Annotated in this window: 27 protein-coding genes; 11 read left to right on the forward strand and 16 right to left on the reverse strand. The window is 69.1% G+C overall.

Annotated elements, in window-relative coordinates:
* Positions 1–74: 74 nt before the first annotated feature.
* The 4 genes from AMD30_RS07335 to menE are packed head-to-tail and all read left to right on the forward strand — an operon-like array spanning position 75 to position 3,215.
* Positions 75–1,370, forward strand: a complete 1,296-nt coding sequence (locus tag AMD30_RS07335) for an inorganic phosphate transporter (protein WP_010842000.1) — start codon at positions 75–77, stop codon at positions 1,368–1,370.
* 2 nt (positions 1,371–1,372) lie between these two features.
* Positions 1,373–1,654: a hypothetical protein gene (locus tag AMD30_RS07340; protein ID WP_014925572.1), complete on the forward strand. Its 282-nt coding sequence runs from the start codon at positions 1,373–1,375 to the stop codon at positions 1,652–1,654.
* Between the two features lie 29 nt (positions 1,655–1,683).
* Positions 1,684–2,052, forward strand: coding sequence for a DUF3349 domain-containing protein (locus AMD30_RS07345; protein WP_055475179.1), 369 nt, complete (start codon positions 1,684–1,686; stop codon positions 2,050–2,052).
* Entirely contained in the window at positions 2,049–3,215 is a 1,167-nt protein-coding gene (menE, locus tag AMD30_RS07350; protein WP_084817223.1) for an o-succinylbenzoate--CoA ligase, read from the forward strand. The genes AMD30_RS07345 and menE overlap by 4 nt, the downstream gene beginning before the upstream one ends.
* Before the next feature lie 50 nt (positions 3,216–3,265).
* Here menE and AMD30_RS07355 read toward each other — a convergent pair whose 3' ends face one another.
* Positions 3,266–4,192: a type IV toxin-antitoxin system AbiEi family antitoxin domain-containing protein gene (locus AMD30_RS07355; protein ID WP_084817219.1), complete on the reverse strand. Its 927-nt coding sequence runs from the start codon at positions 4,190–4,192 to the stop codon at positions 3,266–3,268.
* A gap of 74 nt (positions 4,193–4,266) precedes the next feature.
* Here AMD30_RS07355 and AMD30_RS07360 point away from each other — a divergent pair, with 74 nt between their 5' ends.
* On the forward strand, positions 4,267–5,136 hold the full coding sequence (locus AMD30_RS07360; RefSeq protein WP_055475260.1) for a 1,4-dihydroxy-2-naphthoate polyprenyltransferase: 870 nt from the start codon (positions 4,267–4,269) through the stop codon (positions 5,134–5,136).
* Positions 5,137–5,154: 18 nt separating this feature from the next.
* Here AMD30_RS07360 and AMD30_RS07365 read toward each other — a convergent pair whose 3' ends face one another.
* The 6 genes from AMD30_RS07365 to AMD30_RS07390 all read right to left on the reverse strand — a co-directional run bounded on the left by AMD30_RS07365 (position 5,155) and on the right by AMD30_RS07390 (position 11,336).
* Positions 5,155–6,036: a Clp protease N-terminal domain-containing protein gene (locus AMD30_RS07365; protein ID WP_055475181.1), complete on the reverse strand. Its 882-nt coding sequence runs from the start codon at positions 6,034–6,036 to the stop codon at positions 5,155–5,157.
* Entirely contained in the window at positions 6,029–6,310 is a 282-nt protein-coding gene (locus tag AMD30_RS07370) for a hypothetical protein (protein WP_014925567.1), read from the reverse strand. Before AMD30_RS07370 ends, AMD30_RS07365 begins: the two co-directional genes overlap by 8 nt.
* Before the next feature lie 93 nt (positions 6,311–6,403).
* Positions 6,404–8,989 (reverse strand): FtsX-like permease family protein, encoded by a 2,586-nt coding sequence (locus AMD30_RS07375; protein ID WP_084817224.1) that lies wholly within the window; start codon positions 8,987–8,989, stop codon positions 6,404–6,406.
* A 26-nt stretch (positions 8,990–9,015) separates the two neighbouring features.
* Positions 9,016–9,717 carry an ABC transporter ATP-binding protein gene (locus AMD30_RS07380; protein WP_014925565.1) on the reverse strand — a complete coding sequence of 234 codons (702 nt, stop codon included), beginning with the start codon at positions 9,715–9,717 and terminating at the stop codon, positions 9,016–9,018.
* 45 nt (positions 9,718–9,762) lie between these two features.
* On the reverse strand, positions 9,763–10,926 hold the full coding sequence (locus AMD30_RS07385) for a PLP-dependent cysteine synthase family protein (protein WP_055475182.1): 1,164 nt from the start codon (positions 10,924–10,926) through the stop codon (positions 9,763–9,765).
* Complete coding sequence (locus tag AMD30_RS07390) at positions 10,923–11,336, reverse strand: DUF4229 domain-containing protein (protein ID WP_055475183.1); 414 nt, start codon at positions 11,334–11,336, stop codon at positions 10,923–10,925. The genes AMD30_RS07385 and AMD30_RS07390 overlap by 4 nt, the downstream gene beginning before the upstream one ends.
* 188 nt (positions 11,337–11,524) lie before the next feature.
* On the opposite strand from AMD30_RS07390, the gene AMD30_RS07395 reads away from it, so the two are divergent.
* The 3 genes from AMD30_RS07395 (at position 11,525) to AMD30_RS07405 (ending at position 12,708) form a co-directional block, all read left to right on the forward strand.
* The gene (locus AMD30_RS07395) at positions 11,525–11,749 is read left to right on the forward strand and encodes a BldC family transcriptional regulator (protein ID WP_010842012.1); all 225 of its coding nucleotides are present in this window, start codon (positions 11,525–11,527) and stop codon (positions 11,747–11,749) included.
* A gap of 140 nt (positions 11,750–11,889) precedes the next feature.
* Entirely contained in the window at positions 11,890–12,108 is a 219-nt protein-coding gene (locus AMD30_RS07400; RefSeq protein WP_010842013.1) for a hypothetical protein, read from the forward strand.
* A 123-nt stretch (positions 12,109–12,231) separates the two neighbouring features.
* Positions 12,232–12,708 (forward strand): helix-turn-helix domain-containing protein, encoded by a 477-nt coding sequence (locus AMD30_RS07405; RefSeq protein ID WP_010842014.1) that lies wholly within the window; start codon positions 12,232–12,234, stop codon positions 12,706–12,708.
* Between the two features lie 10 nt (positions 12,709–12,718).
* Here AMD30_RS07405 and ccsB read toward each other — a convergent pair whose 3' ends face one another.
* The 7 genes from ccsB to AMD30_RS07440 all read right to left on the reverse strand — a co-directional run bounded on the left by ccsB (position 12,719) and on the right by AMD30_RS07440 (position 19,934).
* Positions 12,719–13,738: a c-type cytochrome biogenesis protein CcsB gene (gene ccsB / locus AMD30_RS07410; protein ID WP_055475184.1), complete on the reverse strand. Its 1,020-nt coding sequence runs from the start codon at positions 13,736–13,738 to the stop codon at positions 12,719–12,721.
* Positions 13,739–13,758: 20 nt separating this feature from the next.
* Positions 13,759–15,501, reverse strand: coding sequence for a cytochrome c biogenesis protein ResB (gene resB / locus AMD30_RS07415; RefSeq protein ID WP_055475185.1), 1,743 nt, complete (start codon positions 15,499–15,501; stop codon positions 13,759–13,761).
* Positions 15,502–15,512: 11 nt separating this feature from the next.
* Entirely contained in the window at positions 15,513–16,325 is an 813-nt protein-coding gene (locus AMD30_RS07420; protein WP_055475262.1) for a cytochrome c biogenesis CcdA family protein, read from the reverse strand.
* A complete protein-coding gene (locus AMD30_RS07425) occupies positions 16,325–16,918 on the reverse strand; it encodes a TlpA family protein disulfide reductase (RefSeq protein ID WP_055475186.1) in 594 nt (197 codons plus the stop codon). Before AMD30_RS07425 ends, AMD30_RS07420 begins: the two co-directional genes overlap by 1 nt.
* Positions 16,919–16,936: 18 nt before the next feature.
* Complete coding sequence (locus AMD30_RS07430) at positions 16,937–17,563, reverse strand: histidine phosphatase family protein (protein WP_010842019.1); 627 nt, start codon at positions 17,561–17,563, stop codon at positions 16,937–16,939.
* Complete coding sequence (gene hemL / locus AMD30_RS07435) at positions 17,563–18,912, reverse strand: glutamate-1-semialdehyde 2,1-aminomutase (RefSeq protein ID WP_055475187.1); 1,350 nt, start codon at positions 18,910–18,912, stop codon at positions 17,563–17,565. Before hemL ends, AMD30_RS07430 begins: the two co-directional genes overlap by 1 nt.
* Positions 18,913–18,995: 83 nt before the next feature.
* Positions 18,996–19,934 carry an SGNH/GDSL hydrolase family protein gene (locus tag AMD30_RS07440; RefSeq protein ID WP_084817225.1) on the reverse strand — a complete coding sequence of 313 codons (939 nt, stop codon included), beginning with the start codon at positions 19,932–19,934 and terminating at the stop codon, positions 18,996–18,998.
* A gap of 116 nt (positions 19,935–20,050) precedes the next feature.
* On the opposite strand from AMD30_RS07440, the gene AMD30_RS07445 reads away from it, so the two are divergent.
* Both AMD30_RS07445 and AMD30_RS07450 read left to right on the forward strand, forming a co-directional pair.
* Entirely contained in the window at positions 20,051–21,523 is a 1,473-nt protein-coding gene (locus tag AMD30_RS07445; protein WP_055475189.1) for an NAD-dependent succinate-semialdehyde dehydrogenase, read from the forward strand.
* Positions 21,524–21,605: 82 nt separating this feature from the next.
* On the forward strand, positions 21,606–22,208 hold the full coding sequence (locus AMD30_RS07450; RefSeq protein ID WP_010842023.1) for a YdcF family protein: 603 nt from the start codon (positions 21,606–21,608) through the stop codon (positions 22,206–22,208).
* Between the two features lie 151 nt (positions 22,209–22,359).
* On the opposite strand, the gene AMD30_RS07455 is transcribed toward AMD30_RS07450, so the two are convergent.
* The gene (locus AMD30_RS07455; protein WP_010842024.1) at positions 22,360–23,523 is read right to left on the reverse strand and encodes an acyl-CoA dehydrogenase; all 1,164 of its coding nucleotides are present in this window, start codon (positions 23,521–23,523) and stop codon (positions 22,360–22,362) included.
* Positions 23,524–23,692: 169 nt separating this feature from the next.
* A complete protein-coding gene (locus AMD30_RS07460; RefSeq protein ID WP_055475190.1) occupies positions 23,693–24,388 on the reverse strand; it encodes a TetR family transcriptional regulator in 696 nt (231 codons plus the stop codon).
* Positions 24,389–24,546: 158 nt separating this feature from the next.
* Between AMD30_RS07460 and AMD30_RS07465 the strand changes: the two genes are divergently transcribed.
* Positions 24,547–26,631: an acyl-CoA dehydrogenase family protein gene (locus AMD30_RS07465; protein ID WP_055475191.1), complete on the forward strand. Its 2,085-nt coding sequence runs from the start codon at positions 24,547–24,549 to the stop codon at positions 26,629–26,631.
* Positions 26,632–26,778 lie beyond the last annotated feature (147 nt).

The following is a 26,778-nucleotide window of genomic DNA, read 5'->3' on the forward strand; positions in this document are numbered from 1 at the left end:
GGCCCGGTGCCCGTTCGGCGGAACTGTGCCGGGTTTTTAGGAAAATGGGGGAGGTAGGTCCCACAATCATCACCATGAGCGGCGAGATGCTGATCCTGGTGCTGTTGGTGATCACAGCCCTCGGCTTCGATTTCACCAACGGCTTCCACGACACCGGCAACGCCATGGCGACGTCGATCGCCACCGGCGCCCTCAAGCCGAAGGTCGCGGTCGGGCTGTCGGCGGTGCTCAACCTGGTCGGCGCCTTCCTGTCCGTGGAGGTCGCCGCGACCATCACCAAGGACGTGCTGGAGATCCAGCAGACATCCGGCCCCGACGCCGGCGAGCTGGTGGCCGGCCTGTCGGCGACGACGGCACTGCTGATCATCTTCGCCGGGCTCATCGGCGGCATTCTGTGGAATCTCTTCACCTGGCTGTTCGGCCTGCCCTCGAGTTCGTCCCACGCCCTGTTCGGCGGACTGATCGGTTCGGGGCTGGCCGCGATCGGGGTCAGCGGCATCAACTGGTCCGGGATCACCTCCAAGATCCTGATCCCCGCGCTCTTCGCGCCCGTCATCGCATGTCTCGTCGCGGGCTGCGGCACCTGGCTGGTCTTCGCGATCACCCGCCGGATCGCCGACCGGGAGAAGGAGTCCGGCTTCCGCTACGGACAGGTCGCCACCGCATCGCTCGTCTCGCTGGCCCACGGCACCGGTGACGCCCAGAAGACGATGGGCGTCATCGCCATGGCGCTGATCGCGACCGGGCACCTCGAGGCGTCCAGCGTGAGCCACGGCCTCCCGTTCTGGGTGGTCCTCAGCTGCGCGGCCGCCATCGCGATCGGCACGTATCTCGGAGGCTGGCGGATCATCCGCACCCTGGGCAAAGGTCTCGTGGAGATCACCTCGCCGCAGGGCATGGCCGCCGAGGCCTCGTCGGCCGCCATCATCCTCACCTCGAGCGCGGCGGGTATGGCGCTGTCGACCACGCAGGTGGCCACGGGCTCGATCCTGGGCTCGGGGGTGGGCCGCAAGGGCGCCCAGGTCCGCTGGTCGGTCGCCGGCCGGATGGCCGTCGCCTGGGTGACCACCCTGCCGGCCGCCGGCGCGGTCGGCGCCGCCTGTTACTTCATCGCGCACCTCTTCGGCGACGTCACCGGCGCGCTCATCATCTTCGCGGTGCTGGTCGCCGCGTCGGGCTACATGTACTGGCGGGCACAGGAGAACAAGGTCGACCACGAGAACGTCAACGACGCCTGGGAGGGCGACGCCCGCGTCGGCGAGGAGTGGGAGGAGGCGGTCGCGACCGAGGAGAACGACACCAGCCTCCCGCTACCCCCGGTCATCCCGGCCGAGATCATCGTCCAGCACGACCCGGAGAGGAGCTCCTGAGAGTGGACACCTTCGAGGCCATCGGCAAAGTACTCGTCGTCGGACTGGCGTTCGGGGCAGGCCTACCCGCTCTGTTCGCCATCGGACTGCGAGTGCAGTCCCTCGGCAACGGTGCCGTCGACGCCGACGGGGCCGCCTCCGACCCGCATCCTGCGCTGAAGGCCCTGGCGTATGTGATCTTCGCCATCGTCATCCTGGTGATCGTCGTCGGGATCCTCTGGATCACCCGGCAGACGATCTACTACTACACCGGAATCAAGCTCTTCCCGTTCGGCTACAAGTGATCGTCCCCGCTTCTGATCGGAGACACGCCGTGGACCGCCCGACGCTTCTGCAGAAGGTCGTGGAGTGGTTGCGCGCCGGATACCCCGACGGCGTCCCGCACAACGACTACATCCCGCTCGTCGCGCTGCTGCGACGACAACTGACCGACGACGAGGTGACCCAGGTGTCGGCCGAGCTCGTCCGCGAGTCGCCGCCGCCACCCGAGCCGATCTCCCGGATCGACACCGCAGTGAAGATCAGCCACTACACCCGTGACCTGCCCCACGAGGACGACATCTCGCGGGTGCGTGCACACCTCATCTCCCGCGGATGGCCGTTCAGCGACGACCCCGACGGGGACGATCCCGACAGCGCCGATCCCGACGGGAACGATCCGACCGACGGGGATCCGTCCTGAGAACACTGCGCCCGCTTCTGCTGCCCGCCACGCCTGCGGTCCTCGACCGGGTCGACGACCTGCGTGCCGTCCTCGACGGCTCGACGGCCGTGCTGCCCGTGCCCGACGACGCCCGCGCCGCGGCCGAACTCGGTTCCGCGCTGGACGCAGGGGCTCCGATCGACGACCGGGTGTCCCTGGTCGTCTCGACCTCGGGGTCGACGGGCACCCCGAAGGGTGCGCAGCACTCCCCCGCGACCCTCGCCGCGTCGTCGCGGGCCACCGCCGATCGCCTGGGGGGACACGGCAACTGGTTGCTGGCGCTCGCGCCGCATCACATCGCCGGCCTGCAGGTCATCCTCCGCGCGCTGACCGCCGGACAGACCCCGGCGATCCTGGACTTACGTACCGGTTTCGATCCCGACGTGTACGCCCGTGCCGTGCGCGAGCTCGACGGTCCGCGGCGGTACACCTCGCTGGTTCCCACCCAGCTCGTCAAGATCCTCGACCATCCCGGCGCGACGGCCGCCTCGCGTGCCCTCGACGCGATCCTCGTCGGCGGGGCGGCGACTCCGAAGCCGTTGTGGGACAGAGCAGTCGCCGAGGGCCTCCCGGTTGTCGCGACGTACGGGATGAGCGAGACCGCCGGTGGTTGCGTCTACGACGGGCGGCCTCTCGACGGTGTCGTGGTCCGGATCGCCGACCCCGCCCCCGACGGCGTGGGCCGCGTCCTGCTCGGCGGCCCGGTCGTCGCGTCCGGATACCGCAATCTGCCCGACCATCCGGCGTTCGCCGAGCCGGGCTGGTTTCGTACCGATGACCTCGGCGTGGTCGACGACGCCGGGCTGCTCAGCATCGCCGGCCGCGCCGACGAGGCCATCTCGACCGGCGGGCTGACCGTGGTACCGCAGGTCGTCGAGGCCGTGATCGCCGACGACGCGGCGGTCGCCGAATGCGTCGTCGTCGGGCTCCCCGACGACCGTCTCGGCGAGGCGGTGACCGCGTTCGTCGTGGTCCGTCCCGGAGAACGCCTCGACGTCAACCGCATTCGCGGATCGGTCACCGACCGGCTCGACCGCTACGCGGCACCCCGGCGGATCGTCGAACTCGACGCACTCCCCCTGCGCGGCCCCGGCAAGTACGACCGCCGCGCGTTGCGGGCTCGCTTCGGTTCGCAGACGTAGTGCGCCGTTGCCCATGGCGCCCCGTTCTGCGACACCTGCCCGTAGCCGACTCATGCGGCCGCGGCCAAAGCATGCCGCACCGACGACACCACGTACTCGGGACGATCCCGAAGGTCACCCCACGTGAAGTTCAGCACGGTCCAGCCGGCCGCGATGAGCGCATTGCGTCGGCTCCGGTCCCGCTGAAAAGTCGCGGCATCGCGATGGAACGCCAACCCGTCGATCTCCACCGCGACCATACGGTCGTCAAAAGCGAGGTCGATCTCGTATCCACAGCTCGGATGGTTCGCCTTCCAGCCCGAGAGACCGGCGTCCTGCAGGATCGTCACTGCGAGCCGCTCAGCGGCCGACCGCGCACCCGATTCCACCAGTGCGATCAGCGGACCCATGTCGGCCGCGCCGATGCATCCACGGCGACGCTCATATGCCTCGACGAGACGCTCTACCGTGGTACGCCGTTGCTGCAGCGCGGCATCAATGACCTCGACACCGCCCTCCACCGCCCCCTCCAACGCCGACAACGCGATCCCAGTGACCGGCAGCCCGTCCCGAGACAACACGTCGGCGTCAGCCAGAGCCCGATTGAGGATCCGCACTCCCGTGACCGGGTTGCCGTGACGGCCACGCAGCGCGGTGACCGTCGGTGTCGCGGGCGGCGCGTCGACCATCCCGTGCCACCACGCAGCGGCGAGCCCCGACAACACCCCGTGCGCGCCCGCCGCCAGCGTCGCGATCCGTATCCGCGTGCGGTCGGTCTCTGGATGATCGGCGAGCCGGTAGACACGAGGATGCACGGCAACCCACTCACCCGCCCGCACCCGGCGCTGCACCGCCCACCGGTCGACGCCGTGCTCGCGGGCGTCGGCCGCGGTGATCACGCCATCGTGGCCGAGGGCCAGGGTCCGCAATTCCACCGGAAGACGCACAGAACTCAGACGCAGCTGCACCGCAACCGGTTCCATCGTCCGGCCGGTCACGCAGACGTAGTGTGTCGTCGCGCATGGCACCCCGTTATGCGACACCTGCCGGGCAGCCTGACACGATGAACTCCGTGGCTACCCCTTCGCAGTGGATTCAGGGCGCTCGTCCGCGCACGCTCCCCAACGCCATCGCGCCGGTCGTGGCCGGCGTCGGCGCGGCCCTGCACGTCGGCGACGTGACGTGGTGGAAGTCGGTACTCGCGCTCGCGGTGGCCGTCGCGTTCATCATCGGGGTGAACTTCGCCAACGACTACTCCGACGGTGTGCGCGGAACCGACGACGACCGCGTCGGCCCGATGCGCCTGGTCGGATCGGGTGTCGCCTCGCCGAAGGCCGTGAAGACCGCCGCGTTCCTGTGCTTCGGGATCGGCGCGGTCTGCGGGCTCGTGCTCGCGATCGCGACCGCGTGGTGGCTCGTGCTGGTCGGGGCGATCTGCATCGCCGGAGCCTGGTTCTACACCGGCGGCAAGCGCCCCTACGGGTACGCCGGTTGGGGCGAGGTCGCGGTGTTCACCTTCTTCGGACTCGTCGCCGTCCTGGGCACCCAGTACGTCTCCTCGGGCCGCATCGACTGGGTCGGGCTGGCCTGCGCGGTCGGTGTCGGCGCGATCTCGAGCAGCGTGCTGGTGGTCAACAACCTGCGAGACATCCCCAGCGACACCGAGTCCGGCAAGATCACGCTCGCCGTGCGCCTCGGCGACGCCCGGACCCGGATCCTCTTCGCGGTGCTGCTCCTGACCCCGCTCGCGATGAGCGTGGTGCTGGCCTTCGCGACCCCATGGGCGCTGGTCGGGCTGGTGACGTTCCCGCTGCTGTGGCAGGCCTACACGCCGGTGAGGACGGGTGCGGCCGGCCCCGGTCTGATCCCGTCGATCGGTACCACCGGCAAGGCGATGCTCGCGTGGGCGGTCGTCACGGCGGTCACACTCGCACTGACCTGAGGCCGGCCGCTCCCGGGATCAGACCTGGGCCTCGACGTCGGGCAGGATCGCCACCACGGCCGCGCGGAGTTCGGGTGCGGTGGTGGCGGATTCGATCAGTGCCCGCGACGCGTCGTCGGCGGTGTCGATGATCCCGAGCAGCAGGTACTCGGCGCGCAGCCGTCGGTCGCCCCGTTCCCGCGCGATCTCCATGGCCCGGCCGAAGGCGTCCCGGGTATCGCTCGCGAAGCGCGGCCGGGAACCCCGGCCCCGCGGTCCGCGCCGGCCGCGTCCCGGCTCCCACGGCCCCTCCCCGGCGAACGGTCCGCCCGGACCGGGGCCGAAACCCTGGCCCCAGGGACCCGGGCCGAAGGCGCCCGGTCCGAAGGCGCCCGGACCGAAGGGACCCGGGCCGAAGCCCTCGGGACCGCAGTCGGGCCGGGGGCCGCGACCACGGCCGTGGCGGTGACCATGGTCCACTCGTCCTTCCCCGCGACGTCCGTCCCCACGTCTCCCGCGACCACGACCTCGGGGTCCGCGCTCGGCGCGCTCGCCCCACCCGTCGGACAGGTCCTCACCGAACCGCCCGCGCACCGCCTCGCGGACCTTGTCGAGGTCGATCCCGATCGTGCGCAGTGCTTCTCGGTCCCCCTCATAGCGTTCGCGGAACGACTCGTCGTCGGCGGTCTCCGCGGTGTCGGACCGATCCGCGTGCTCGTCATGGTACCGACGTACCGCCTCCCGGGCCGACGACAGCGTCAGGCCATGGTCGGCGAGCAGCGCGAACAGCGGGCTGCGGGCATTGCAGAGCATGCCCAGGATCAGGTGGTCGTTACCGAGTTGCCGGTGACCCAGGTCGCCGGCCTCCTGCGTGGCGAAAGCCAGCAGCATCTTGTCATCGCGACTGATTCGCTCAAACATCTGAATCTCCTTCTGGCCCGCTCGCACGGGCCTCACGTTGTGAGTGCTTCTGATGCACGGCCTGTCGGCTGATCTGCAGTACTTCTGCGATCGCCTGCCAGCTCCACCCGTTGGCACGGGCGTTGGCCACCTGCACGTCCTCGAGTCGGTCGGCCAGGGTGCGCAGTGCGCGTACCGCGGCCAGGCCCCTCGCCGGGTCGCCGCTCGCGGCGTCCCCGGCCAGCTCGGCGCTCGATGCGTCGGGTGCGGTGTCGGTGCTGTGGTCGTCGTGCATGATGTCAGGTTATGTTGACACGACTGCCTTGTCAATAATTGTTGACGAGCGGGGTGTGCGACATCTCGCCCGGTCGCGGGTTCGCAGACCGTACTACTCGTTCTGGATCGACTCGCTGATGTTCATCCGACCGGCACGGACCGCGGGTATGAACGCCCCGACCAGGCACAACGCGACCGCGATGGTCACGAAGAGCAGGGCCGACGGCCGCGGCGAGTAGAGCACGGTCAGCGACGTCGTGATGGTCAGGATCTGGTTGCTGAGCAGATGCATCGCAGCACCGAGGACGACGCCGACCACCGACCCGACCAGGGCGACCGCACCCGCCTCGGCGAGCACCGTGCGGGAGACGAACCTGCGCGAGGCGCCCATGGCCCGCAGGACGCCGAGCTCGCGCCGGCGTTCGAGAACCGACAGCAGCAGCGTGTTGAGGAGTGCGATCGCGGCCGCACCGGCGACGATCCACTGGATGGCGACCGCGAACGCGCCGGCCTGCTCGACGGTGGCCTGGGTCGCGGCGAGGGCCTCCGCGCCGCTGTAGACGCTGATCGGTTTGTTGCCCGTCGTCGGGACGTTCTGGACCAGCGCATCGAGGTCCCGGCGGACCTGAACCGGGTCGGCGTCGGGCGAGGTGATCACCTGCAGGTAGGTGTCACCGTCGCGATCGAACCAGTCGGCCAGCAACTCCTGCGACATGGCCGCCACCCCGGAATCGAGAGAGACGTAGTCGACCGTGTCACGCACCACCGTCTGCCGTGGGCCGTTGGGAGTCGCGAGTTCCACCGTGCTGCCGGTGTCCACGTCCAGCGCCCGCGCGAGGACATTCGACATCAGGATGCCGTCCCCGGCGAGCACGCTCGCCACCGCCTCCGGCGAGGCCTTGCGCATGAACGGAGCCCGCGAACCTGGCTCGAGCCCTTGCACATTCGCCTTGCTCTCGCCGATGTTCACCGCGGCCCACTGGCCACCGACCACCTCGGTGACGCCGGGAACCGCGGTGACGCGCTCGGCCACCGACGCCGGCAGGATCGGCCCCAGGGGCAGGGTCGCGGCCGACGTCGACGACACGTAGAAGTCCGGATCACCCAGCCCGTCGAGGGATTTCGACATCGAGGAGACCAGATTGTCCAGCGCGCCCGATGTCCCCATCCCGACCGCGATGGCCACCGCGACCGTCATCAACGTCGCCCACGCGCGCCGCGGGGCTCGCTCGGTGTTCACCGACGCGAGCTGCCCGGGACCGCCGAACCAGCGCGCCACCCGAACCACCGCCCAGGCCAACGGCTTCGACAGCGCGAAACACAGGAGCAGCGCGCCGACCAGATAGAAGACACCGGCGAGGATGGCCGGCCGGCCCGGCACCGTCGACACGATGACCCACGACGCGATGAGGCCGGCGACGCCGAGTACGGCGGCGACCACCACCGCGGGACCACGCCGGGACGCGGAGTCCGACACCTCCACGGGAGCCATCGCCTCCACCGGCGAGACCGCGAACACCGCCCGCGCCGCCAGCGTCGTCGCCGCGACACACGCCACCACGCAGGCGATCACCGCGGCCGCGGGCGCATAGGCCGGCAGGTGGTAGTTGATGACGGTGCCGACCGAGTCGGCCGGTGGTTCGGGCAGGCTGCCGATCACGGCCCGCCCGGCCAGGATCCCGAGCGGGATGCCGAGCGCGCCGCCGACCAGACCCATCAACGCGGCCTCGCCGAGCATGTCACCGACGAGGTGGGACCGCTTGGCGCCCAACGCACGGATCATCGCGAGCGACCTGCGCCGCGAGGCCACCGCCATGTTCATCGTGTTGAACACCAGGAAGGCGGCGATCACCAGCGACACCAGCGACACCAGCAGGGTCGCGTCGCGGGTCACCGAACTGGCTACCTCGGCCTGTTTGGCGCGGAAGTCCGGGTCGACCACCACCGCGCGGCCGTCTACGATGCCCTTCACCTGCGCGCGAACCGCGGACACGTCGGCGCCCGGTTCGGTCACGACGAGGATCGAGTCGAGGCGGCCCTCGAGTCCGACGAGCCGTTGCGCGAGGTCGACATAGGCGAAGACGAAGCGGCCGTTGTTGAGGCCCGCGGCCTGCGCGTTGCCGAGGACTTCGAGGACCTCTACGTCGATCCCGTTGACCGACAGGCGGTCTCCGCGCTCGAGCCCGAGACCCGGACCGACGAACACGCCGGTGCGCAGGCGATCGAGATCGACGGTCGCCGACTGCGGACCACCCGCCTGCTCCTGCTGCACGGCGGCTCGCAGACTGCCCGACAGCTGGGTGACGCGCTGGTCGGAGCCGAGCAGCGGCACGGCCGAACCTTCGACGACGACCGACCCGCGGATCATCGGCACGACGGCCGCCGCCGCATCGACGTCGCGACGGATCTCGCCGGCCAGGGACTCGTCGACCCCGGTGTCGGTGATGCCCGCGACCTCGATGTCGGCGACACCCGACACCGCGTTGTTGAACTCGCGCACCGATTCCGACGCCGACCCGTAGGTCCCGAGTACCGCGATCAGCAACGCCGACGACACGACCACCACCGCCAGCGACGTGAGCAGGCGCAACCGATGGGTACGGATCTCGCGCAGATTCAGCAGCCGGATGCGCGTGAGACCGGCGAGCAGGGCTTCGACACGGGTCGTCGCTACGCTCCTCCCCTGCTCAGCCGACAGGGGGGCGCGAGTACCCCGGCTCGGCACTAGGCGATCTTCCCGTCGCGGACCGTGATGGTGGTGTCGGCGACCGCGGCGGCCTTCGGATCGTGGGTCACCATCACCACCAGCCGGTCGGGCGTGTCGTGGGCGACCTCCGAGAGCAGTTCGAGTACCGACTCACCCGTCTTGGAGTCCAGATTCCCGGTCGGTTCGTCGGCGAGCAGGATCGTCGGGTCCATGATGAGCGAGCGGGCGATCGCGACGCGCTGCATCTGGCCGCCGGACAGCTCCGACGGCCGATGATCGACCCGGTCGCCGAGTCCGACCCGCCGAAGCAGTTCCACCGCACGGGGTTTCGCCTTGCGCAGGGACTGGTTGTCCAGGAGGCGCGGTAGTGCGACGTTCTCCCACGCCGACATCGTCGGGACGAGATTGAAGAATTGGAAGATGAATCCGACGCGATTGCGCCGGAATTCGGAGGCGGCGGTGTCGTCGAGCGCGCCGAGATCGACCCCGTCGATGCTGATCCGCCCGGACGTCGGGGTGTCGAGAGCCCCGAGCACGTGCAGCAGGGTGCTCTTGCCTGCTCCCGACGGACCGACCACCGACACGAACTGCCCGCCGTCGATCGAGAGGTTCAGACCGTCCAGGGCGCGGACCCGTTCGTCGCCCATCTGGTACTCGCGCACCAGATCGACCGCCTCCACCAGGGCACTTCCGGTGCCGGGCGTCCGCCCGGGTTCCATCGACACTCCCGGATCGTAACCCACCGGTGGTATCCGGCCCGGGTCTCAGGCGGTCCAGCGACCGGTGGCGAGGAACTCGTCGAGCACCGTCTCGGCGGGGCCGAGGTCGAACGAGCCGGCGGCCAGCCAGTCGTCGTCGAAATAGGTGGTCGCGTACCGATCCCCCGAGTCACAGAGCAACGTGACGATGCTGCCGGGCGTCCGCGCGGCGACCATCTCGGCGACGAGCGAGAAGGCCCCCCACATGTTGGTGCCGGTGGACCCGCCCACGCGGCGGCCGAGGAGATCGCTCACGCGGCGCGCGGTCGCGATAGACGCCTCGTCGGGCACGCCGATCATGCGGTCGATGACCTGTGAGATGAACGACGGCTCGACCCGCGGGCGGCCGATCCCCTCGATACGGGAGCCGGTCTCGGCGGTCAGCGTCCCGTCCGCCGACTCGTACGCGGGCAAGAACACCGAGTTCTCCGGGTCGACGACCGCCAGCCAGGTGTCGTGGCGCCGGTATCGCACGTATCGCCCCAGGGTCGCCGACGTACCACCCGTACCGGCCCCGACGACGATCCACGTGGGTATCGGATGGTCTTCCTCGGCCAGCTGCGCGAAGATCGACTCGGCGATGTTGTTGTTGCCGCGCCAGTCGGTCGCGCGTTCGGCCATCGTGAACTGGTCGATGAAATGGCCGCCGAGCTCGGCCTCGAGACGCAGCGCCTCGGCGTAGACCTCGCCGGGGTGATCGACGAAATGACACCGCCCGCCGTGGCGTTCGATCAGCGCCGTCTTGGCCGGGGACGTGCTCTTGGCCATCACCGCGATGAACGGGACGCCGATCAGCTCGGCGAAGTAGGCCTCGCTCACCGCCGTCGACCCCGACGACGCCTCGATGACCGGTGTGCCCTCGACGACCCACCCGTTGCACAGGGCGTAGAGGAACAGTGAACGCGCCAGCCGGTGCTTCAACGATCCAGTCGGGTGGGTCGACTCGTCCTTGACGTAGAGGTCCACACCGACCTCGCGAGCCCCGAGCCCGTCGAGTGGATCCCCGCCTGGTCCGTTGCCGGCGGGTTCGGTCCAGCGCGACCACGCGGGCAGTGCGACGCGCAGCAGGTGGGTGTCGGCACTGCGTCGGCCGTCGGCCTCGATGAGGCGGATGGCGTTCTGGGTCCAGGCGCGGTCGGCGCGACGGTCGACGAGCCGCGTCGGCTTCACTTCTCGCCGCGGAGCCGTGCCTGCAGATCGTCGTGCTTGGACCGGCGACCGGCCTCCAGGGCCGCGATCTCGCTGTTGACCTTCAGGCGCAGCGTCTTGAACAGAACCATGCCGAGCGGGAGTGCGATCAGCACACCGAACACCGCCGCGACGAGGAACGGCACCTCGACGTCGACGAGGCGTCCGCCGACCATGATGATCACGACCACCGCGGCGACGAGCAGCAGCCGCGCGAACGTGTAGGCGAACAGGGCAACCGCCAGGGTCATCGGGCGTCCACCGGCCTGCGGCGCGGTGTCCGCGGCGGTCGTCTGGCGGGCGGCGTCGCCGGGCGCGGCCTTCTCGCCGGGGGCGGGTTTGCCGGGGGCCGGTGTGCCGGGGACGGGGGTGGGGTCGTGCGGTTCACTCACCCCTCCAGCCTACTGGGCGGTCCTCACGCTCCCGCAGGTCGCAGGGCTTTGCACGCTCTTTACCTCCCGCTGACGGTTCGAGTACCTGGGCGATTTGCGTGTATTCATGAAGAACTCGTCCACCACGTGCAGAGCCGCTTCGCCACCTCCGGCGCGCCGACCGAGCACTCCACCACGCAGGGGGAACCATGACCAGCATCGAGACAGCACCGCCCGCGACCTACATCACGCCTGGACTCGCCAGCCAGCACACGCTGACCCCCGGCCAGGTCGCCGCGATGTTCAACGTCAATCCGAAGACGGTCGCCCGCTGGGCGAGCTCGGGCATCCTCGGCTCGATCCGCACCCCGGGGGGCCATCGGCGCTTCCGCGAGGAAGACGTCGTCGCCCTGCTCAACCGTCGCACGCACTGACCCGCGTCGGGCCCTCCCCTGTCGCCGGCGGCCCGACCAGCCGGCCGGGACTCATCCGATCGGCCGAGATGTGCGGGTCCGGCCCGCGTTCACCCTGGCCTCTGAGGCATCTCACGTACGCTGGACTGCGGGAGGTTGTCATGATCTATCTGTTCGCCGTTCTGGGTCTTCTCGCCATCGGTTTCCTCATGTGGCGCGCCTTCGGACCCCATGCCGACGAGTCCGGCGACACCCCCTCGTCCGGCCCTCGTCGCGCCCGGCCGCGCGGCCCGCTCGGTCCCGACGACGACCCCGATTTCCTCCGCGACCTGGACAATCGCACCCGCGGTACCAACGGCACCGACGGTGACGAGATCTGAGGCGTGGGGCCCGGCAGAAAAGCTGAGACCAGGTTCAGAACGTCTCTACGGAACATACCCAGGGGTAGGGTATCGTCCACTTCACCATCGATTCCACGATGGCTGATCCGAGAGAAGGCGCCGTTGAACCCGGGACGATCTCCGCGAGGGACGTCAACCGATGACGACCTGAGCTTCGCCGAGAAGATCGGTTATCTCTTCGAACACAGTCGTGACGAGAACGGCATCCGATATACCGGCAAGAAGATCGCCGAGAAGGCCAACCGGCTCGGCTACTCGCTGTCTGACGCGTACATCTCCCAGCTACGCACCGGCAAGGCCCGGACGCCGTCGTTCCGTACGGTCGAAGCCATCGCCCGCGCCTTCGACGTCAGCGTGACCTACTTCCTGTCCAACCCCGACGAGGATCTCGAACGCGTTCGGCAACAACAGAATTACGTCGAGATGCTCCAGGTGACCGGCAGCCATCTGTCCGGGATCGACATGGGTTCGCTGTGCCCGGACACGATCGACGCGCTCATCGACCTGCTCAAGCTGGTCAAGGCGCAGGCGCTCGCCAAGAAGGCCGAGGAGAACTCCCCGAGCGAGGCTTCCAGCTGACGCCTGCCGCTCACAGACCTGCGTAGGAGTGCAGGCCGGAGACGACCAGGTTGATGATGAACAGGTTGAACAGCATCGCCACGAATCCGGCGACGTTGATCCAGGCCGCGGCATTGCTGCGCCAGCCCGCCGTCGCTCGTGCGTGCAGGTAGGCCGCGTAGATCACCCAGGCGATGAAGGACACCGTCTCCTTGGGATCCCAGCCCCAGAACCGGCCCCACGCCGCCTCGGCCCAGATGGCACCGCAGATGACGCCGAGACCGAACAGCGGGAAGCCGATCACGACGCACTTGTAGGCCAGGCGATCGAGCTGATCGGCCGACGGCAGGTGCTCGACGATGCGGCGGACCGAGCCGGCGAAGCCCGGGCGGCTCGCGGCCGCGGCGGAACCGTCGGGCGAGGTCGCCGCCCAGCGCATCTTGACCAGGTAGAGGATGCTCGCGACGCCCGAGACCAGCAGAATGCCCGAGGACACCGAGATGATCGACACGTGCACGGCGAGCCAGTAGGACTTCAGCGCGGGGACGACCGGCGCGGCCTGGGTGTAGAGCCAGCGGCCGGCGATGAACATCAGCAGGATGACGGGGAGCAGCACGAAGGAGAGCAGCGGACGGTGTTCGCGCTTGCGCAGGATGATCAGTCCCGCGAGCACGCCCGCGGCGCACGTCATCGAGATGAACTCGTACATGTTGCCCCAGGGCGCGCGTTCGGTCGCGATCCCGCGGAGCACGATCGAACCGAGGTGGGCGGCGAGTCCGACGACGACGACCGGCAGCGCCATGTTGCCGAGCTTCTCGCCGAGAGTCCGACGCGAGGACTCGTCGACACGACCGGGCACTCGCGCCTCGGTCCCGCCGGCACCGGCGTTGACCAGCTGCTTCTGCTCGAGACGGCGGCCGCGGACGGCCGCGAGCGCACCCAGGAACAGGATGACCGCGACGACATAGACCGTCATGGCGGTGCCATACAGCAGGTCCGAGTACCGCGCGAGTGTCTCGTCGATCGGCATCGCCGGTGCTTCGGTGTTCATGTGCTTCCTTTCGCCGGCTGCTAGAGCCGCCGGGTCGTCCGCCGCGAGGCGGGTGCGCCGGCGTCGTCGGCCACGAGATCGGCCGCCTGCTCGTCGAAGCCCTCACCCCATCCGGCCTGATCGGTGCGTGCCAGGCCGGCAATCTCTACTACAGTACGTCGTTGCCCGTTCTCGTGACCATCAGCGCCCCGGTCACCGCCGTCGGATTGCGCGCTCGCGACCGGCACCGGGACCAGCCGGGCCCAGATGCGCCGGCGGCGGATCAGCAGCGACACCAGCAGACCACCGAGCATCACGATCGCGCTGACCAGCACCCAGACCTGGGCGGGATCGTGCGAGACCTGCACCGACACCCACCGGTCGTAGCCGTCGAAGGTCACCGTCGTGCCGTCGGCCAGGGTGTGGCTCTGGCCGACCCCGAGGTTGACCTGCGACTGGCGCTGGAGGCGGCCCTGTTCGATGAGGTCCTGGTCGAGCGAGTACACGTTCTGCGCCTTGCCGGTGTCGAGACCGGTGTCGCCCTTGAAGATCCGGATGGCGACGAAGGGGTCGTCGGGTTCCGGCGACGCCGAGGTCAACAGCGAGCCGTGGAACGACGCGGTCGGCGCGAACAGGCCCTCCAGGGCGATCTGGTTCTTGCGACGGTCGTCGGCGTCGGGGTAGAGGCCGGCCGGGGTGTCGAAGCGCGCGGCGCCCGACGAGAGCATCGTCTGGAGCTCATCCGGCACGAACAGGGTCGTCTGCGTGCGCTTCTCCCCGTTGGGGAAGGTCACGGTGAACCTCGGCGCGAAGCCGTTGCCGAGGACGTAGACCCGATCGCCGGCGACGCGCAACGGTTCGTTGACCCGGACCGAGGCGGTCTCCCAGCCGGCGGGATCGCCGAGGTTGCCGACGCCGCCGTCGCTGCCCGCGGCGTACCGGATGGTGGCGTCGTACATGTCGGGCTGGCCGCTGGGCAGGAAGGTCGCCGAGAAGTCGTCGACGCGGAAACAGAACGGTGAGAGGTCGGTGCCGTCGACCAGGTTGCCGGCGCGGAACGAGTCGTAGATGGCGGTCGAGGTGTTGCACACGCCCTGCTCGCCGTCGGCGACGAGACTGCGGGTGCCCTCGTAGCCGTACATCTTGCCCACCGCGATCGACACCAGGAGCGCCAGCAGGGCGAAGTGGAAGACCAGGTTGCCGAACTCGCGGAGGTATCCCTTCTCCGCGGAGACCTCGACGCATCCGTCCGGGTACGCCGCACTCGGCTCGCGGACGACGACCTCGCGACGCCAGCCGCGCAACCGCCCCTCGATCCGGCGGGCGATCGTTTCCGGGTCGCCGTCGACGGTGTGCGTGACGTGCCGCGGCAGACGGGACAGGTTGCGGGGTGCGGCAACGGGTTTCGCGCGCAGGCTGTGGAAGTGTTCGACCATCCGCGGCGTCAGACAGCCGACGAGGGAGATGAACAGCAGCACGTAGATCGCGGTGAACCAGGCGCTGGAGAAGACGTCGAACAGCTGCAGCCGGTCCATCCAGACGCCGAGCTGACCGCGGTCGGCGATGTACTCCAGGGTCTTCTGCTCGTTGAGCTCGCGCTGCGGGAGCAGCGCACCGGGGATCGCGGCGAGCGCGAGCAGGAACAGCAGGATCAGCGCGGTCCGCATCGAGGTCAGCGACCGCCACAGGTTGCGGACCGGCCACAGCACCCGGCGACGCGCCCAATGGGGCTTGCGGGCCGGCTCGGGGGTGTGCACCTGCGGGCGGTCGGTGAGATCGGTCATGGGTCCAGCGCTCAGATCGGTAGTTGGGTGTCGGTGACGAAGCGGACCTGGACCCACACGATGAACTGGTCCCACCAGCCGGTCAGCAGGGCCACGCCGACCCCGATCAGCAGGACGCCACCGATCACCTGGATCGTGCGGGCGTTCCGGCGGAGCCAGCCGAGACTGCGCAGGGCCCACGCCGAGGAGAACGCCAGGATCACGAAGGGCAGGCCCAGTCCCAGGCAGTACGCGACGATGAGGGTCACACCCTTGGCCGCCGTCGACCCCTCGGTCCCGCTGACGGTGGCGATCACCGCGGCGAGGGTCGGTCCCAGGCACGGCGTCCACCCGAGCGCGAAGACCGCACCGAGCAGCGGCGCGCCGACGATGTTGGAGACCCGACGCGGTTCGAAGCGGACCTCACGCTGCAACGCGGGGATGAGACCGATGAACACCAGGCCCATCGCGATGGTGACGACCCCGCCGATGCGTTGCAGCAGTTCACGATTCAGCACGAAGGTACTGGTCACGCCGAGGACGGTCGCGGTGGCGGCGACGAAGACGACGGTGAAGCCGAGGACGAACAGGCCGGCGGCGAGCGCGACCCGCGACCGGCCGCTCTTGGCCTGTTCGCCGACCTTCACCGCGGGCGCCTCCGCCCCGACGAGACCGGCCAGATAGGACAGGTAACCCGGGACCAGCGGCACGACGCACGGCGACGCGAACGAGACGAGCCCCGCGAGCAGGCATGCCGCGAAGGCGAGCAGGATCGGTCCGCTGGACACGGTGTCGGCGAACGTGTCGCCGATCGACGAGGCGAGGATCGTGGTCGAGCCGTTCATCACACCGGGCCCGCCGGTTCGGCCGCGACGCGCTGGACGACCTCGTCGAGCTCGGCGTCCGAGACCGCCTTCAGGAACACCGCCGCCGGGCGGTGCTCCCGATCGAGCACGATCGTCGTCGGCACCACCGAGGTGGGCGTCGTCAGCGCGGCGAGCGACATCCCCGGGAAGTCGTAGATCGAGGGATACCCGACCTTGCGGTCGATCATGAAGTCCTTCGCGGACTCCCGGTCGTCGCGCAGGTTGATGCCGAGGAACTCCACGCCGTCGGCACGGTAGCGCTCGTAGACGCGCTCGAGGTCATCGGCCTCGCCACGGCAGGGCCCGCACCACGATCCCCAGACGTTGATGACGAGGGCTTTGCCGGCGAACGGAGGATCGGACAGGGACAGCTCCTGCCCGGTCATCAGATCCTCGCCGGTGACGTCGGCGATCGGCTTGCGATCCTCGGGCGCATAGGTGATGACGGTCTGCCCGCCCGGCGAGACGAACTGGAAGGTGTTCCCCTGCGCGACCGCGTCGTCGCCGGTGCTGCAGCCGGCGATCAGCATGATCAGGGCCGACAACACCGCCGGCAGGAGGAACTTGCGCACTGGGTCAGACCTTCGGTTTCACGCACCGGTGGCCAGCGGGTCGGAGGACCCGGCCGGTTCGGAGTAGATGATGTCGACGAGGGCGTCGTCGTCGTAGATGAGGCTGGTCAGCGAGGCCAGCGAGCACTGGCGACGACGCGGGTCGTGCCAGAGGCGCTGACCTTCGAGGAACCGGCGCAGCGTGTACACGGGCAGCTGATGGCTGACGCAGACGGCTTCGTGACCGCGGGCGGCGTCGCGGGCCTTGTTGGCCGCGGCCAGCATGCGGTGCGCGAGCTGGATGTAGGGCTCGCCCCAGGAGGGGGTGAACGGGTCCCGCAGTTTCGGCCAGTGCCGCGGCTTGCTCAGCGCGCCGTCGCCGACCGAGACCTTGAGGCCCTCGAAGACGTTCTCGGCCTCGATGAGGTCGTCGTTGGTCAGGATCGGGATGCCGTGCGCGGCGGCGATCGGCGTGGCCGTCTCCTGCGCGCGTTGCAGCGGCGAGGCGAACACGGCCCGGACGTCGTGGTCGGCGAGTGTGTCGGCGACCTTGCGCGCCTGCGCCTGGCCGTCGGCGGAGAGCCGGAAACCGGGCAGACGGCCGTAGAGGATGCCGTCGGGGTTGTCGACCTCTCCGTGGCGCATCATGTGGACGATCGTGTGCATCAGGCGTTGTCCCCCGGTGTGGCTGCGGTCGCGGCCGCCTGCGCTGCCGCGGGCAGCGCATCGGCGATCTGCGAGAAAGCATCCTCGTCGAGCGCCGCGGACACAAACCAGGCCTCGTAGGCGCTCGGCGGTGCGTAGACGCCGCGCTCGAGCAGAGCGTGGAAGAACGGCGCAAACCGCCAGGTCTCCGTGGCGGAGACACCGGCGTAATCGACGATCGGCGTCTCCGGATCGGTAGTGAAGAACACACTCAGCAGGCTGCCGGCCTTCTGCACGCGGTGGGCCACCCCGGCCGCGGAGAGGGCCTCGTGCAGCATCGTCGCGAGCCGGTCGGCGTTGGCGTCGAGGGTGCGGTAGACCTCGACGTCGGCGTGCCGCAGGGTCGCGAGTCCGGCGGCGACGGCGACGGGGTTCCCCGACAGCGTGCCCGCCTGGTACACCGGCCCGGTCGGTGCGAGTCGTTCCATGACATCCGCGCGCCCACCGAACGCCGCGGCGGGCAGTCCCCCGCTCATCACCTTGCCGAAGGTGTAGAGGTCGCCGGCCACACCCTCGAGCCCGTACCAACCGCTCGGGCTCACACGGAAGCCGGTCATGACCTCGTCCATGATGAGCAGCGCGCCGTGGCGCCGGGTGAGGTCACGCAGTCCGGCGTTGAAACCCTCCACCGGGGCGACCGCGCCCATGTTCCCGGCCGCCGCCTCGGTGATCACGGCGGCGATGTCGTCGCCGAACTCGGCGAAGGCGTCGGCGACTGCGGTGAGGTCGTTGTAGGGCAGCACGAGGGTGTCGTGCGCCGACGCACCGGTCACACCTGGGCTCGTCGGCAGGCCGAGCGTGGCGACCCCGGAACCGGCCGCGGCCAACAGTGCGTCGACGTGACCGTGGTAGCAGCCGGCGAACTTGATGATCTTGGCGCGACCCGTGTACCCGCGGGCGAGGCGGATCGCCGACATGGTCGCCTCGGTGCCGGAGTTCACCAGCCGGACGCGCTCGACGGGGTCGACGCGGCCGATGATCTCCTCGGCGAGTTCGATCTCGCCCTCGGTGGGCGCACCGAAGGACAGCCCGCCGGTGGCCGCCTCACGAACTGCCTCGACGACGGCCGGGTGTGCGTGCCCCAGGATCATCGGACCCCACGAGCTGACGAGGTCGACGTAGTCGTTGCCATCGGCGTCGGTGAGCCGGCATCCAACCGCGGAGGCGATGAAGCGCGGGGTCCCGCCGACCGCGGAGAACGCGCGCACCGGGGAGTTGACGCCCCCCGGAATGGCCTGCGTCGCGCGGGTGAACAGCGCGGCCGAGGCAGCCGTTCCGGGAGCAGGCGTGGCAGCAGCGGAAGGGGTCACGGCCTACAGTGTTCCAAACGGCACCGGGTGACCCAAATCCCCGCTGGTCAGCGGGGTCGGCACGGCGTCGCAGCGGTGCGGGACTAGCCCGCGAGCGCCTTGCGAACCTGTTCGGCGATCGCCGCCTGCCCCTGCTCGTTGGGGTGCACCGCGCCGGGGCCCGAGGTGGTCATCGGCTCGATCCAGCGCTCGTCGCCGGCACACGCATCGTGCCCCTCGGACACCTGCGACATGTCGACGAATTCCACCCCTTCGTCCTCGGCCGCGCGCCGGCCATAGGTGTTCAGCGCCGTCTGCAGTTCGCGGATCATCGGCACGTCACCTTCGGCGAGCCGCATCTCGGGATAGCAGCTGACGGTCGGCGGGAGCAGCCACGGATAGCCCGCGAGCAGGATGCGGGCGTTCGGCGCCCGGTTTCGCACATCGCGCAGCGCCTGACGGACAGCCGGGTAGATGTCGGCCGCGACCGGGTCGATCAGCGATCGTCCGTAGCGATCGGTGCACGGCGCACCGGCGCGGTCGACGTCGGCGAGTTCGCTGCAGAGCCGGATCGCGCGGCCGTAGGTCTGTTCGTCGTTGCCGCCGATCATCAGCGTCACCACATCGGTGTCCTCGTCGAGGGCGTCGAGCTGAGGCGGCACGCCCTGGTGCTGCGACTCGCGGAAGTCACCGGTGTCGGCGCCCGCGCAGCTGACGTCGGTCAGGTCGAAGTCCTCTTCCTCGGCGACGATGTGCGCGTAGTTCCTCGACGACCGCTGACAGTAGATGGGCGAGTCCTCCTCGAGCGGGCTCACGCCGGTTCCGGCGCTGAAACTGTCGCCGAGGTTCACGTACTCCGTCGATTGGGCGGGTTTTTCCGTCGACTGGGCGGGCATTTCCGTCGACTGGGCGCCCGTTTGCGTCGACTGGGCGGGCGCTTGCGTCGACTGTGCATCCGTTTGCGTCGACTGGGCGCATCCGGCGAGAAGGGCACCGGCCGCAACGAGTCCGGTCAGGGTCCCCAACAGCCTTCGTTTCGCCACGACGCAATAGTCGCCCCCATCCCGACCACTCGCCAACATCGCAGCTCAGCGGGTCGATCGGAGTCCGGGAGTAGGGTTCGAACCGGCAGAACCGACATGTGAGGATGTGGCTTCGGATGAGTGGCGACAAGAACGTTCTCGACCCGCGGGGAGTGCTCGAAGCGGTGCCCACCGGTCTCTGGATCGACGGCCGGTCCACACCGGCGGCCGACGGCACCACCTTCGACGTTTATGACGCGGCCACCGAGGAGTCGCTCGTCTCGGTCGCCGACGCGGGGGTCGCCGACGCCCGTGCTGCGCTGGACTCCGCCGTCGCCGCTTCCGCGGACTGGGCGGCCACCGCACCACGCGAACGCGGCGAGATCCTCCGCCGGACCTTCGAACTGCTCACCGAACGCGCGGACGACATCGCGATGCTGATGACGCTCGAACTCGGCCGGGCCCTTCCCGACAGTCGCGCCGAGACCACCTACGGACTGGAGTTCCTGCGCTGGTTCGCCGAGGAGGCCGTCCGGATCGGGGGCCGGTTCACTCCGGCGCCGGCCGGAAACGGACGCATCCTGGTGGCACATCAGCCCGTCGGACCGTGCCTGGCCATCACGCCGTGGAACTTCCCGCTCGCGATGGGAACGCGCAAGATCGGTCCCGCGCTCGCGGCAGGCAACGTCATCATCGTCAAGCCGGCTCGCGAGACACCGTTGACGATGCTCGCCCTGGCCGAGGCCTTCGCCGAAGCCGGCCTCCCCCCGGGCGTTTTGTCCGTCCTGCCCACCACGTCGAGCGGCGAGGTGTCCTCGACGTTGATCACCGACGACCGGATTCGCAAGATCAGCTTCACCGGTTCGACGCCGGTGGGCCGCAGCCTGCTCGGCCAGGCCGCCGAGCGAGTGCAGCGCACCTCGATGGAACTCGGCGGCAACGCCCCCTTCCTCGTCTTCGACGACGCCGACATCGACGCCGCGGTCGAGGGCGCGTTCGCCGCCAAGATGCGCAACGGCGGTGAGGCGTGCACCGCGGCCAACCGCTTCCTGGTGCAGGCGGGGGTCGTCGAGGAGTTCACCGAGAAGCTCGTCGCGAAGATGTCGGAGGTCCGCATGGGGCCCGGCTACTCCGACGGGGTGACCCTGGGACCGCTGGTGAACGCCGATCAGCGGGACAAGGTCGCCGAGGCGGTCGAGCAGGCCGTCGCCGACGGCGCCCGGGTTCGGCTGGGCGGTGAACGACCGGAGGGACGCGGCTTCTTCTATCCGGCAACGGTTCTCGACAATGTGGACCCGTACGCCCCAGTGACGCGCGAAGAGATCTTCGGACCCGTCGCGGTGATCAGCACCTTCGACGACGAGTCCGCGGGCATCGAGGCCGCGAACTCGACCGAATACGGCCTGGCGTCGTACTTCTACAGCCGCGATCTCGAGCGCTGCATGCGGGTCGCCGAGCGCCTGGACTCGGGCATGGTCGGGGTGAATCGAGGCGTGATCTCCGATGCCGCTGCACCGTTCGGCGGGATCAAACAGTCCGGAATCGGGCGCGAGGGCGGCAGCGAGGGCATCGACGAGTACCTCTCGGTGAAGTACATCGCGCTCACTTGAGGATGTTACGTATGTGACTAGAGATGCAGGTGTTACCACTTTGATACCTGCACGGCCGTACTGATCCCTACACTCGGTCACCATGCGTCGTAGAACCCTCACGACCGCGGCTGCCGCGGCCGCGATCGCCACGGCCGCCTCGGTGGCCGTCGCCGTCGCACCGTCCGAGCCGGTCGCGAACGTCCAGAATGCCGCGATCAGTACCGATTTCGGCAGCGTGGACCTCGGCAGCTCCGAACTCGGCACCCCGAACAGCAACTTCCTCTGGCAGAGTCCGCCGACTCGCTACATCGTCGTCCTGGGTGCCAAGTTCGGTGTTCTCGGCCAGACCCCCGATGTCCTCAAGCGCAGGCTCGACGTCGCGGCCAACCTCGGCAAGAAGCACCCGTTCAACCGCATGATCGTCTCCGGCGGCGACACCCACTGGCTCCCGGTCACCGAAGCCCAGTTCATGAACCTCGGCCTCATCCGACGCGGAATCCCGATGTGGCAGATGGTCAATGAAGGGGCGTCGACCTCCACGGTGCAGAACGCCCAGAACACGGTGCGGATGCTCAAGCACATGGGCGCGAACGGCGCGATCATCGTGACCAACGGCTTCCACATGGAACGCGCGATGAAGAATTTCCGCGACGCGGCCCGGCAGCAGGGCGCCCGCATCGAGTTCCGGTCGGCGTACGCCTAGCACCTCACGGACACCCCTCCCGCGTCGCCAATTCCGTGCCGCTGATTCGATCCCATCAGCGGGACGGAAACGGCACCGCGGGAACGCAGTTCGCCCCGCCGGCCGAAGCCGACGGGGCGAGATCGTGATTCTCAACCAGCGGTGTGGGTGATCAGCGAAGCAGCGCGCGGCTCATGACGACGCGCTGGATCTGGTTGGTGCCCTCGTAGATCTGGGTGATCTTGGCGTCGCGCATCATGCGCTCGACCGGGAAGTCGCGGGTGTAGCCGGCGCCGCCGAACAGCTGGACGGCGTCGGTGGTGACCTCCATCGCGACGTCGGAGGCGAAGCACTTCGACGCCGAGGAGATGAACCCCAGGTTCTTCTCGCCGCGCTCGGCTCGGGCGGCCGAGGTGTAGACCATCAGGCGGGCGGCCTCGACCTTCATCGCCATGTCGGCGATCATGAACTCCACACCCTGGAACGAGCTGATCGGCTTGCCGAACTGCTTGCGGTCCTTGACATATGCGATCGCCTGGTCGAGTGCGCCCTGCGCGATTCCGACGGCCTGCGCGCCGATGGTGGGGCGGGTGTGGTCGAGGGTCTGCAGGGCGGTCTTGAAGCCGGTGCCCTCGTCGCCGATGATGCGGTCGAGCGGGATCGTGCAGTCCTCGAAGTACAGTTCCGCGGTCGGCGAACCCTTGATGCCGAGCTTCTTCTCCAGCGGTCCGACGGTGAAGCCGGGATCGTCCTTGTGGACCATGAACGCGGAGATGCCGTTGGCCTTCTTCTCCGGGTCGGTCACGGCCATGACGGTGTACCAGGACGACTTGCCGCCGTTGGTGATCCAGCACTTCGTGCCGTTCAGCACCCAGTTGTTGCCGTCCTTGCGGGCGCGGGTCTTCATGCCCGCGGCGTCGGAGCCGGCCTCGCGTTCACTCAGGGCATACGACGCCATCGCCTCGCCGGACGCGATGCCGGGCAGCACCTGCTGCTTGAGGTCGTCGGAGCCGTTGAGGATCAGGCCCATGGTGCCGAGCTTGTTGACGGCGGGGATGAGCGAGGACGACGCGTCGACACGGGCGACCTCTTCGATGACGATGCACGCCGCGATCGAGTCGCCGCCCTGACCGCCGAACTCCTCGGGTACGTGGATCGCGTTGAACCCCGATGCGACGAGGGCGTCGAGGGCCTCCTGGGGGAACCGGGAGTTCTCGTCGACGTCGGCGGCGTGGGGCTCGATCTCCTTCTCCGAGAGCGCCCGGATCGCCTCACGCAGGGCGATGTGCTCTTCCGGGAGCTCGAAGACGTTGAAGTCGGGATTTCCGTAACCCATGACAACTCCTCACGGCACCTGGAGTGCCTGTTCGTTCCCGGCACGCGTGTACCGGCAGATGTTGATCCCCAGTGCAGCACGGCACTGAGTGCCATGTCAACCGCGCGGGACCTCTCCCGGCCGATTGTCCCCGAATCCGCGGCGGTTGTCCCGCGACCGTTCGCGGGACTCAGCCCTCCCCCAGCTCCTCGGCCACGCGACGTGCGACTTCCGCCGGCGAGGTCCCCGTCGGATAGGTCACGACGGTGACCTGTCTGCCCGGAGTCGCATGCCGGTTCGACGCCTCTCCGGCCGGTCCGGCACCGAGTGCCACAGCTACCCGTTCGAGCTCCACGCGCAGGCGTTCCGGCGTGGCCTCGGCATCGCCGCGGATCATCTGCCGGAGCAGGAAGTTGTGGGTACCCGTGACCGCGGCGACGTAGGCGACGACGTGAACCGGCGACTCGTCGGGCAGCCGGGTGCGCAGGAACTCCTCGAACGCCCCCTGGTAGCGGTAGGTGGTCACCAGTTCCCGGTCTCGCAGTGCCGGCACCTCCTGCACCACCTGCGCCCGGCGCACCGCGAGTTCCCGATCGCGGACGAAGTGGCCGAAGACCAGTTCCGCGGCGGCACAGACGGCCAGCCACGGGTCATCGCGGTCGGCGGCGAGCCGAGCGCCGACCTGGGCGAGCAACGACTCGTGGTCGGCGAAGATCACGTCTTCCTTGGACCCGAACTGCCGGAAGAACGTGCGGCGGGACATGCCGGCCGCCGCCGCAAGTTGCTCGACGGTCGTCGACTCGTACCCGTGCTCACTGAACAGACGGATCGACTCGGCGACGACCCGCGTGCGGAACGCGGCCGGATCGGAGTCCGCGGCTGACATGGGTCAAGTATCACCACACCGCGGGCGACGTGGCCGTCGGACCGGCCCCGAGGAGGATGTTCGGCGCCGACCCGTCCACCGGATGGTGTTCCTTACTCGTCAGTAGCGAGCGCCACAAAAGCTAGGTCCGACGCCGATCCACTACGTACGGTGGAGCCATGGCAACCCCCACTTCGGCGAGTCCCGACGAACAGGCCCCTGCTGCGAAGACCCCTTCGACGACGGGTCCGACACCCATCGCCACCGAGCCGACCGTCGACGATCCGGTGACGCCGGCGTCGGTGTCCGCCGACGACGAGCTGTCCGCGGACGAGCGGGCCCTGCTGGTCGACAATCTGCGGTTCGTCCTCGACGGCCGCTGGCGCACGACGAGGGAGACGGTGCGCGAGAACTCGAATCGCGCGGACCTGCTGCCGGACCCGTCCCGGACACTCGACGAAGCCCGTGCGCACACCCTCGAGGTGATGCGCGAGCTCGCCTCTCAGGGCTTCGCCGCCGCCGGGTTCGCCGAAGACCACGGCGGCAGCGGTGACATCGGGGCGTCGATCACCGCCATCGAGATGCTCGGCTACGCGGACCTGTCGCTCATGGTGAAGGCGGGCGTGCAGTGGGGCCTCTTCGGTGGCGCCGTCGAGAACCTCGGCACCGCAAGGCATCACGAGAAGTACGTGCCCGGGATCATCGATCTGAGCGTTCTCGGTTGCTTCGCGATGACCGAGACCGGCCACGGCTCGAACGTCCAGGCCATCGAGACCACGGCCACCTACGACCGCGATGCCCGCGAGTTCGTGATCAACTCCCCCACCCCGTCGTCCCGCAAGGACTACATCGGCGGCGCCGCCGCACACGCCCGCTACGCCGCCGTGTTCGCGCAGCTCGTCACCGGCGGACCCGACGAGGAGGCCGAAGGGCGTGGGGTGCACTGCTTCGTGGTGCCCATCCGCGACGAGGACGGCAACGACCTGCCCGGTGTCACCACCAGTGACTGCGGATACAAGGGCGGACTCGCCGGCGTCGACAACGGCCGGATCATGTTCGACAACGTCCGGGTCCCCGCGGAGAACCTGCTGAACCGCTACGCCGACGTCGCCGCGGACGGCAGCTACAGCTCCCCCATCGAGAACACCAACCGCCGGTTCTTCACGATGCTCGGCACCCTGATCCGCGGCCGCGTGAGTGTGGCCGCGACTGCCGGTGCCGCCGGCCGCAAGGCGTTGGCCCTGGCTACCCGCTACGGCCTGATCCGCAAGCAGTTCGAGGCACCCGACGCCACCGACGAGATCACGGTGATGGACTACCTGGGCCATCAACGAAAGCTGCTGCCGCTCATCGCCAAGTCGTATGCGATCGGGTTCGCGCAGAACGAGATCGTCGCCGAACTCCACGAGGTGCAGTCGGTCGCCCCCGACGATTCCGACGCCGGACGTCAGCGCCAGCTCGAGGGACAGGCCGCCGGCCTGAAGGCCTACGCCACCTGGCACGCCTCCCACGCCATCAACGTCAGCCGCGAAGCCTGCGGCGGCGCAGGCTATCTCGACGAGAACCAGCTGTCGATCATGCGTGGCGACATCGACGTCTTCACCACCTTCGAGGGCGACAACACGATCATGACGCAGCTGATCGCCAAGGAGCTGCTGTCGGCGTATTCCGAAGACGTGCAGGGACTCTCGGCCGGCGGCTGGGTGCGTTTCATCGCCGGCATGGCACGTGACGTGGTTGCCGAGAAGACCGCGGTCCGGCAGGTCGTGCAGACCCTGCTCGACGGCTCCGACGAGGACACCGAGAAGTCGGCCCTCACCGACCGCAGCACGCAGATCCGGCTGTTCCGCAATCGCGAGGATCACCTCGTCCGCACGTGTGCGCAACGTCTGCGCCGCGCACTCGACGACGACAACGACGCCTTCGAGGTGTTCAACAACGCGCAGGACCACCTGCTGAAGGTGGGACACGCACACATCGAGCGTGTCGTGCTCGAGGCCTTCGTCGAGGCGATCGAGAACTGCGATTCCCGTTCGGCGGCAGACCTTCTGGGCAAGGTGTGCGACCTGTTCGTCTATTCGGCGCTGGAGGACGACCTGTCCTGGTTCCTGATGCACCGGCACATCTCGGTGGAGCGCGCCAAGGCGATCCGCCGCGGCGTGAACGAGCTCTGCCTGGAGCTGCGCCCGCACGCACGGTCGCTGGTCGACGCGTTCGGCGTCCCCGAGGAGCTGCTGCGCGCACCCATGCTGCAGAACGGCTGACGCCTGCTCCACAGACCATCGCGGCCACCGTCGAGGAGACGGTGGCCGCGTTGCGTTCCGGGGCGGGTTTGAGCGTCAGGAGAGCGGGCATACTGCCGCCGACGCCGCTGCCGAGGCCCCGCTGCGGCGTGTGCCCGCCTCCCGATC

The sequence above is a fragment of the Gordonia sp. HS-NH1 genome (genome assembly GCF_001418765.1).
GTDB lineage: Bacteria > Actinomycetota > Actinomycetes > Mycobacteriales > Mycobacteriaceae > Gordonia.

What these genes read in the sequence shown, in the direction of transcription:
- AMD30_RS07455 (WP_010842024.1), bottom strand. Translation starts at nt 23,523, where the DNA reads ATGGGTTACGGAAATCCCGACTTCAACGTCTTCGAGCTCCCGGAAGAG.
- AMD30_RS07445 (WP_055475189.1), top strand. Translation starts at nt 20,051, where the DNA reads ATGAGTGGCGACAAGAACGTTCTCGACCCGCGGGGAGTGCTCGAAGCG.
- AMD30_RS07395 (WP_010842012.1), top strand. Translation starts at nt 11,525, where the DNA reads ATGACCAGCATCGAGACAGCACCGCCCGCGACCTACATCACGCCTGGA.
- AMD30_RS07370 (WP_014925567.1), bottom strand. Translation starts at nt 6,310, where the DNA reads ATGCACGACGACCACAGCACCGACACCGCACCCGACGCATCGAGCGCC.
- AMD30_RS07380 (WP_014925565.1), bottom strand. Translation starts at nt 9,717, where the DNA reads ATGGAACCCGGGCGGACGCCCGGCACCGGAAGTGCCCTGGTGGAGGCG.
- AMD30_RS07400 (WP_010842013.1), top strand. Translation starts at nt 11,890, where the DNA reads ATGATCTATCTGTTCGCCGTTCTGGGTCTTCTCGCCATCGGTTTCCTC.
- AMD30_RS07430 (WP_010842019.1), bottom strand. Translation starts at nt 17,563, where the DNA reads ATGCACACGATCGTCCACATGATGCGCCACGGAGAGGTCGACAACCCC.
- ccsB (WP_055475184.1), bottom strand. Translation starts at nt 13,738, where the DNA reads ATGAACACCGAAGCACCGGCGATGCCGATCGACGAGACACTCGCGCGG.
- resB (WP_055475185.1), bottom strand. Translation starts at nt 15,501, where the DNA reads ATGACCGATCTCACCGACCGCCCGCAGGTGCACACCCCCGAGCCGGCC.
- AMD30_RS07365 (WP_055475181.1), bottom strand. Translation starts at nt 6,036, where the DNA reads ATGTTTGAGCGAATCAGTCGCGATGACAAGATGCTGCTGGCTTTCGCC.
- AMD30_RS07465 (WP_055475191.1), top strand. Translation starts at nt 24,547, where the DNA reads ATGGCAACCCCCACTTCGGCGAGTCCCGACGAACAGGCCCCTGCTGCG.
- AMD30_RS07420 (WP_055475262.1), bottom strand. Translation starts at nt 16,325, where the DNA reads ATGAACGGCTCGACCACGATCCTCGCCTCGTCGATCGGCGACACGTTC.
- AMD30_RS07450 (WP_010842023.1), top strand. Translation starts at nt 21,606, where the DNA reads ATGCGTCGTAGAACCCTCACGACCGCGGCTGCCGCGGCCGCGATCGCC.
- AMD30_RS07335 (WP_010842000.1), top strand. Translation starts at nt 75, where the DNA reads ATGAGCGGCGAGATGCTGATCCTGGTGCTGTTGGTGATCACAGCCCTC.
- AMD30_RS07460 (WP_055475190.1), bottom strand. Translation starts at nt 24,388, where the DNA reads ATGTCAGCCGCGGACTCCGATCCGGCCGCGTTCCGCACGCGGGTCGTC.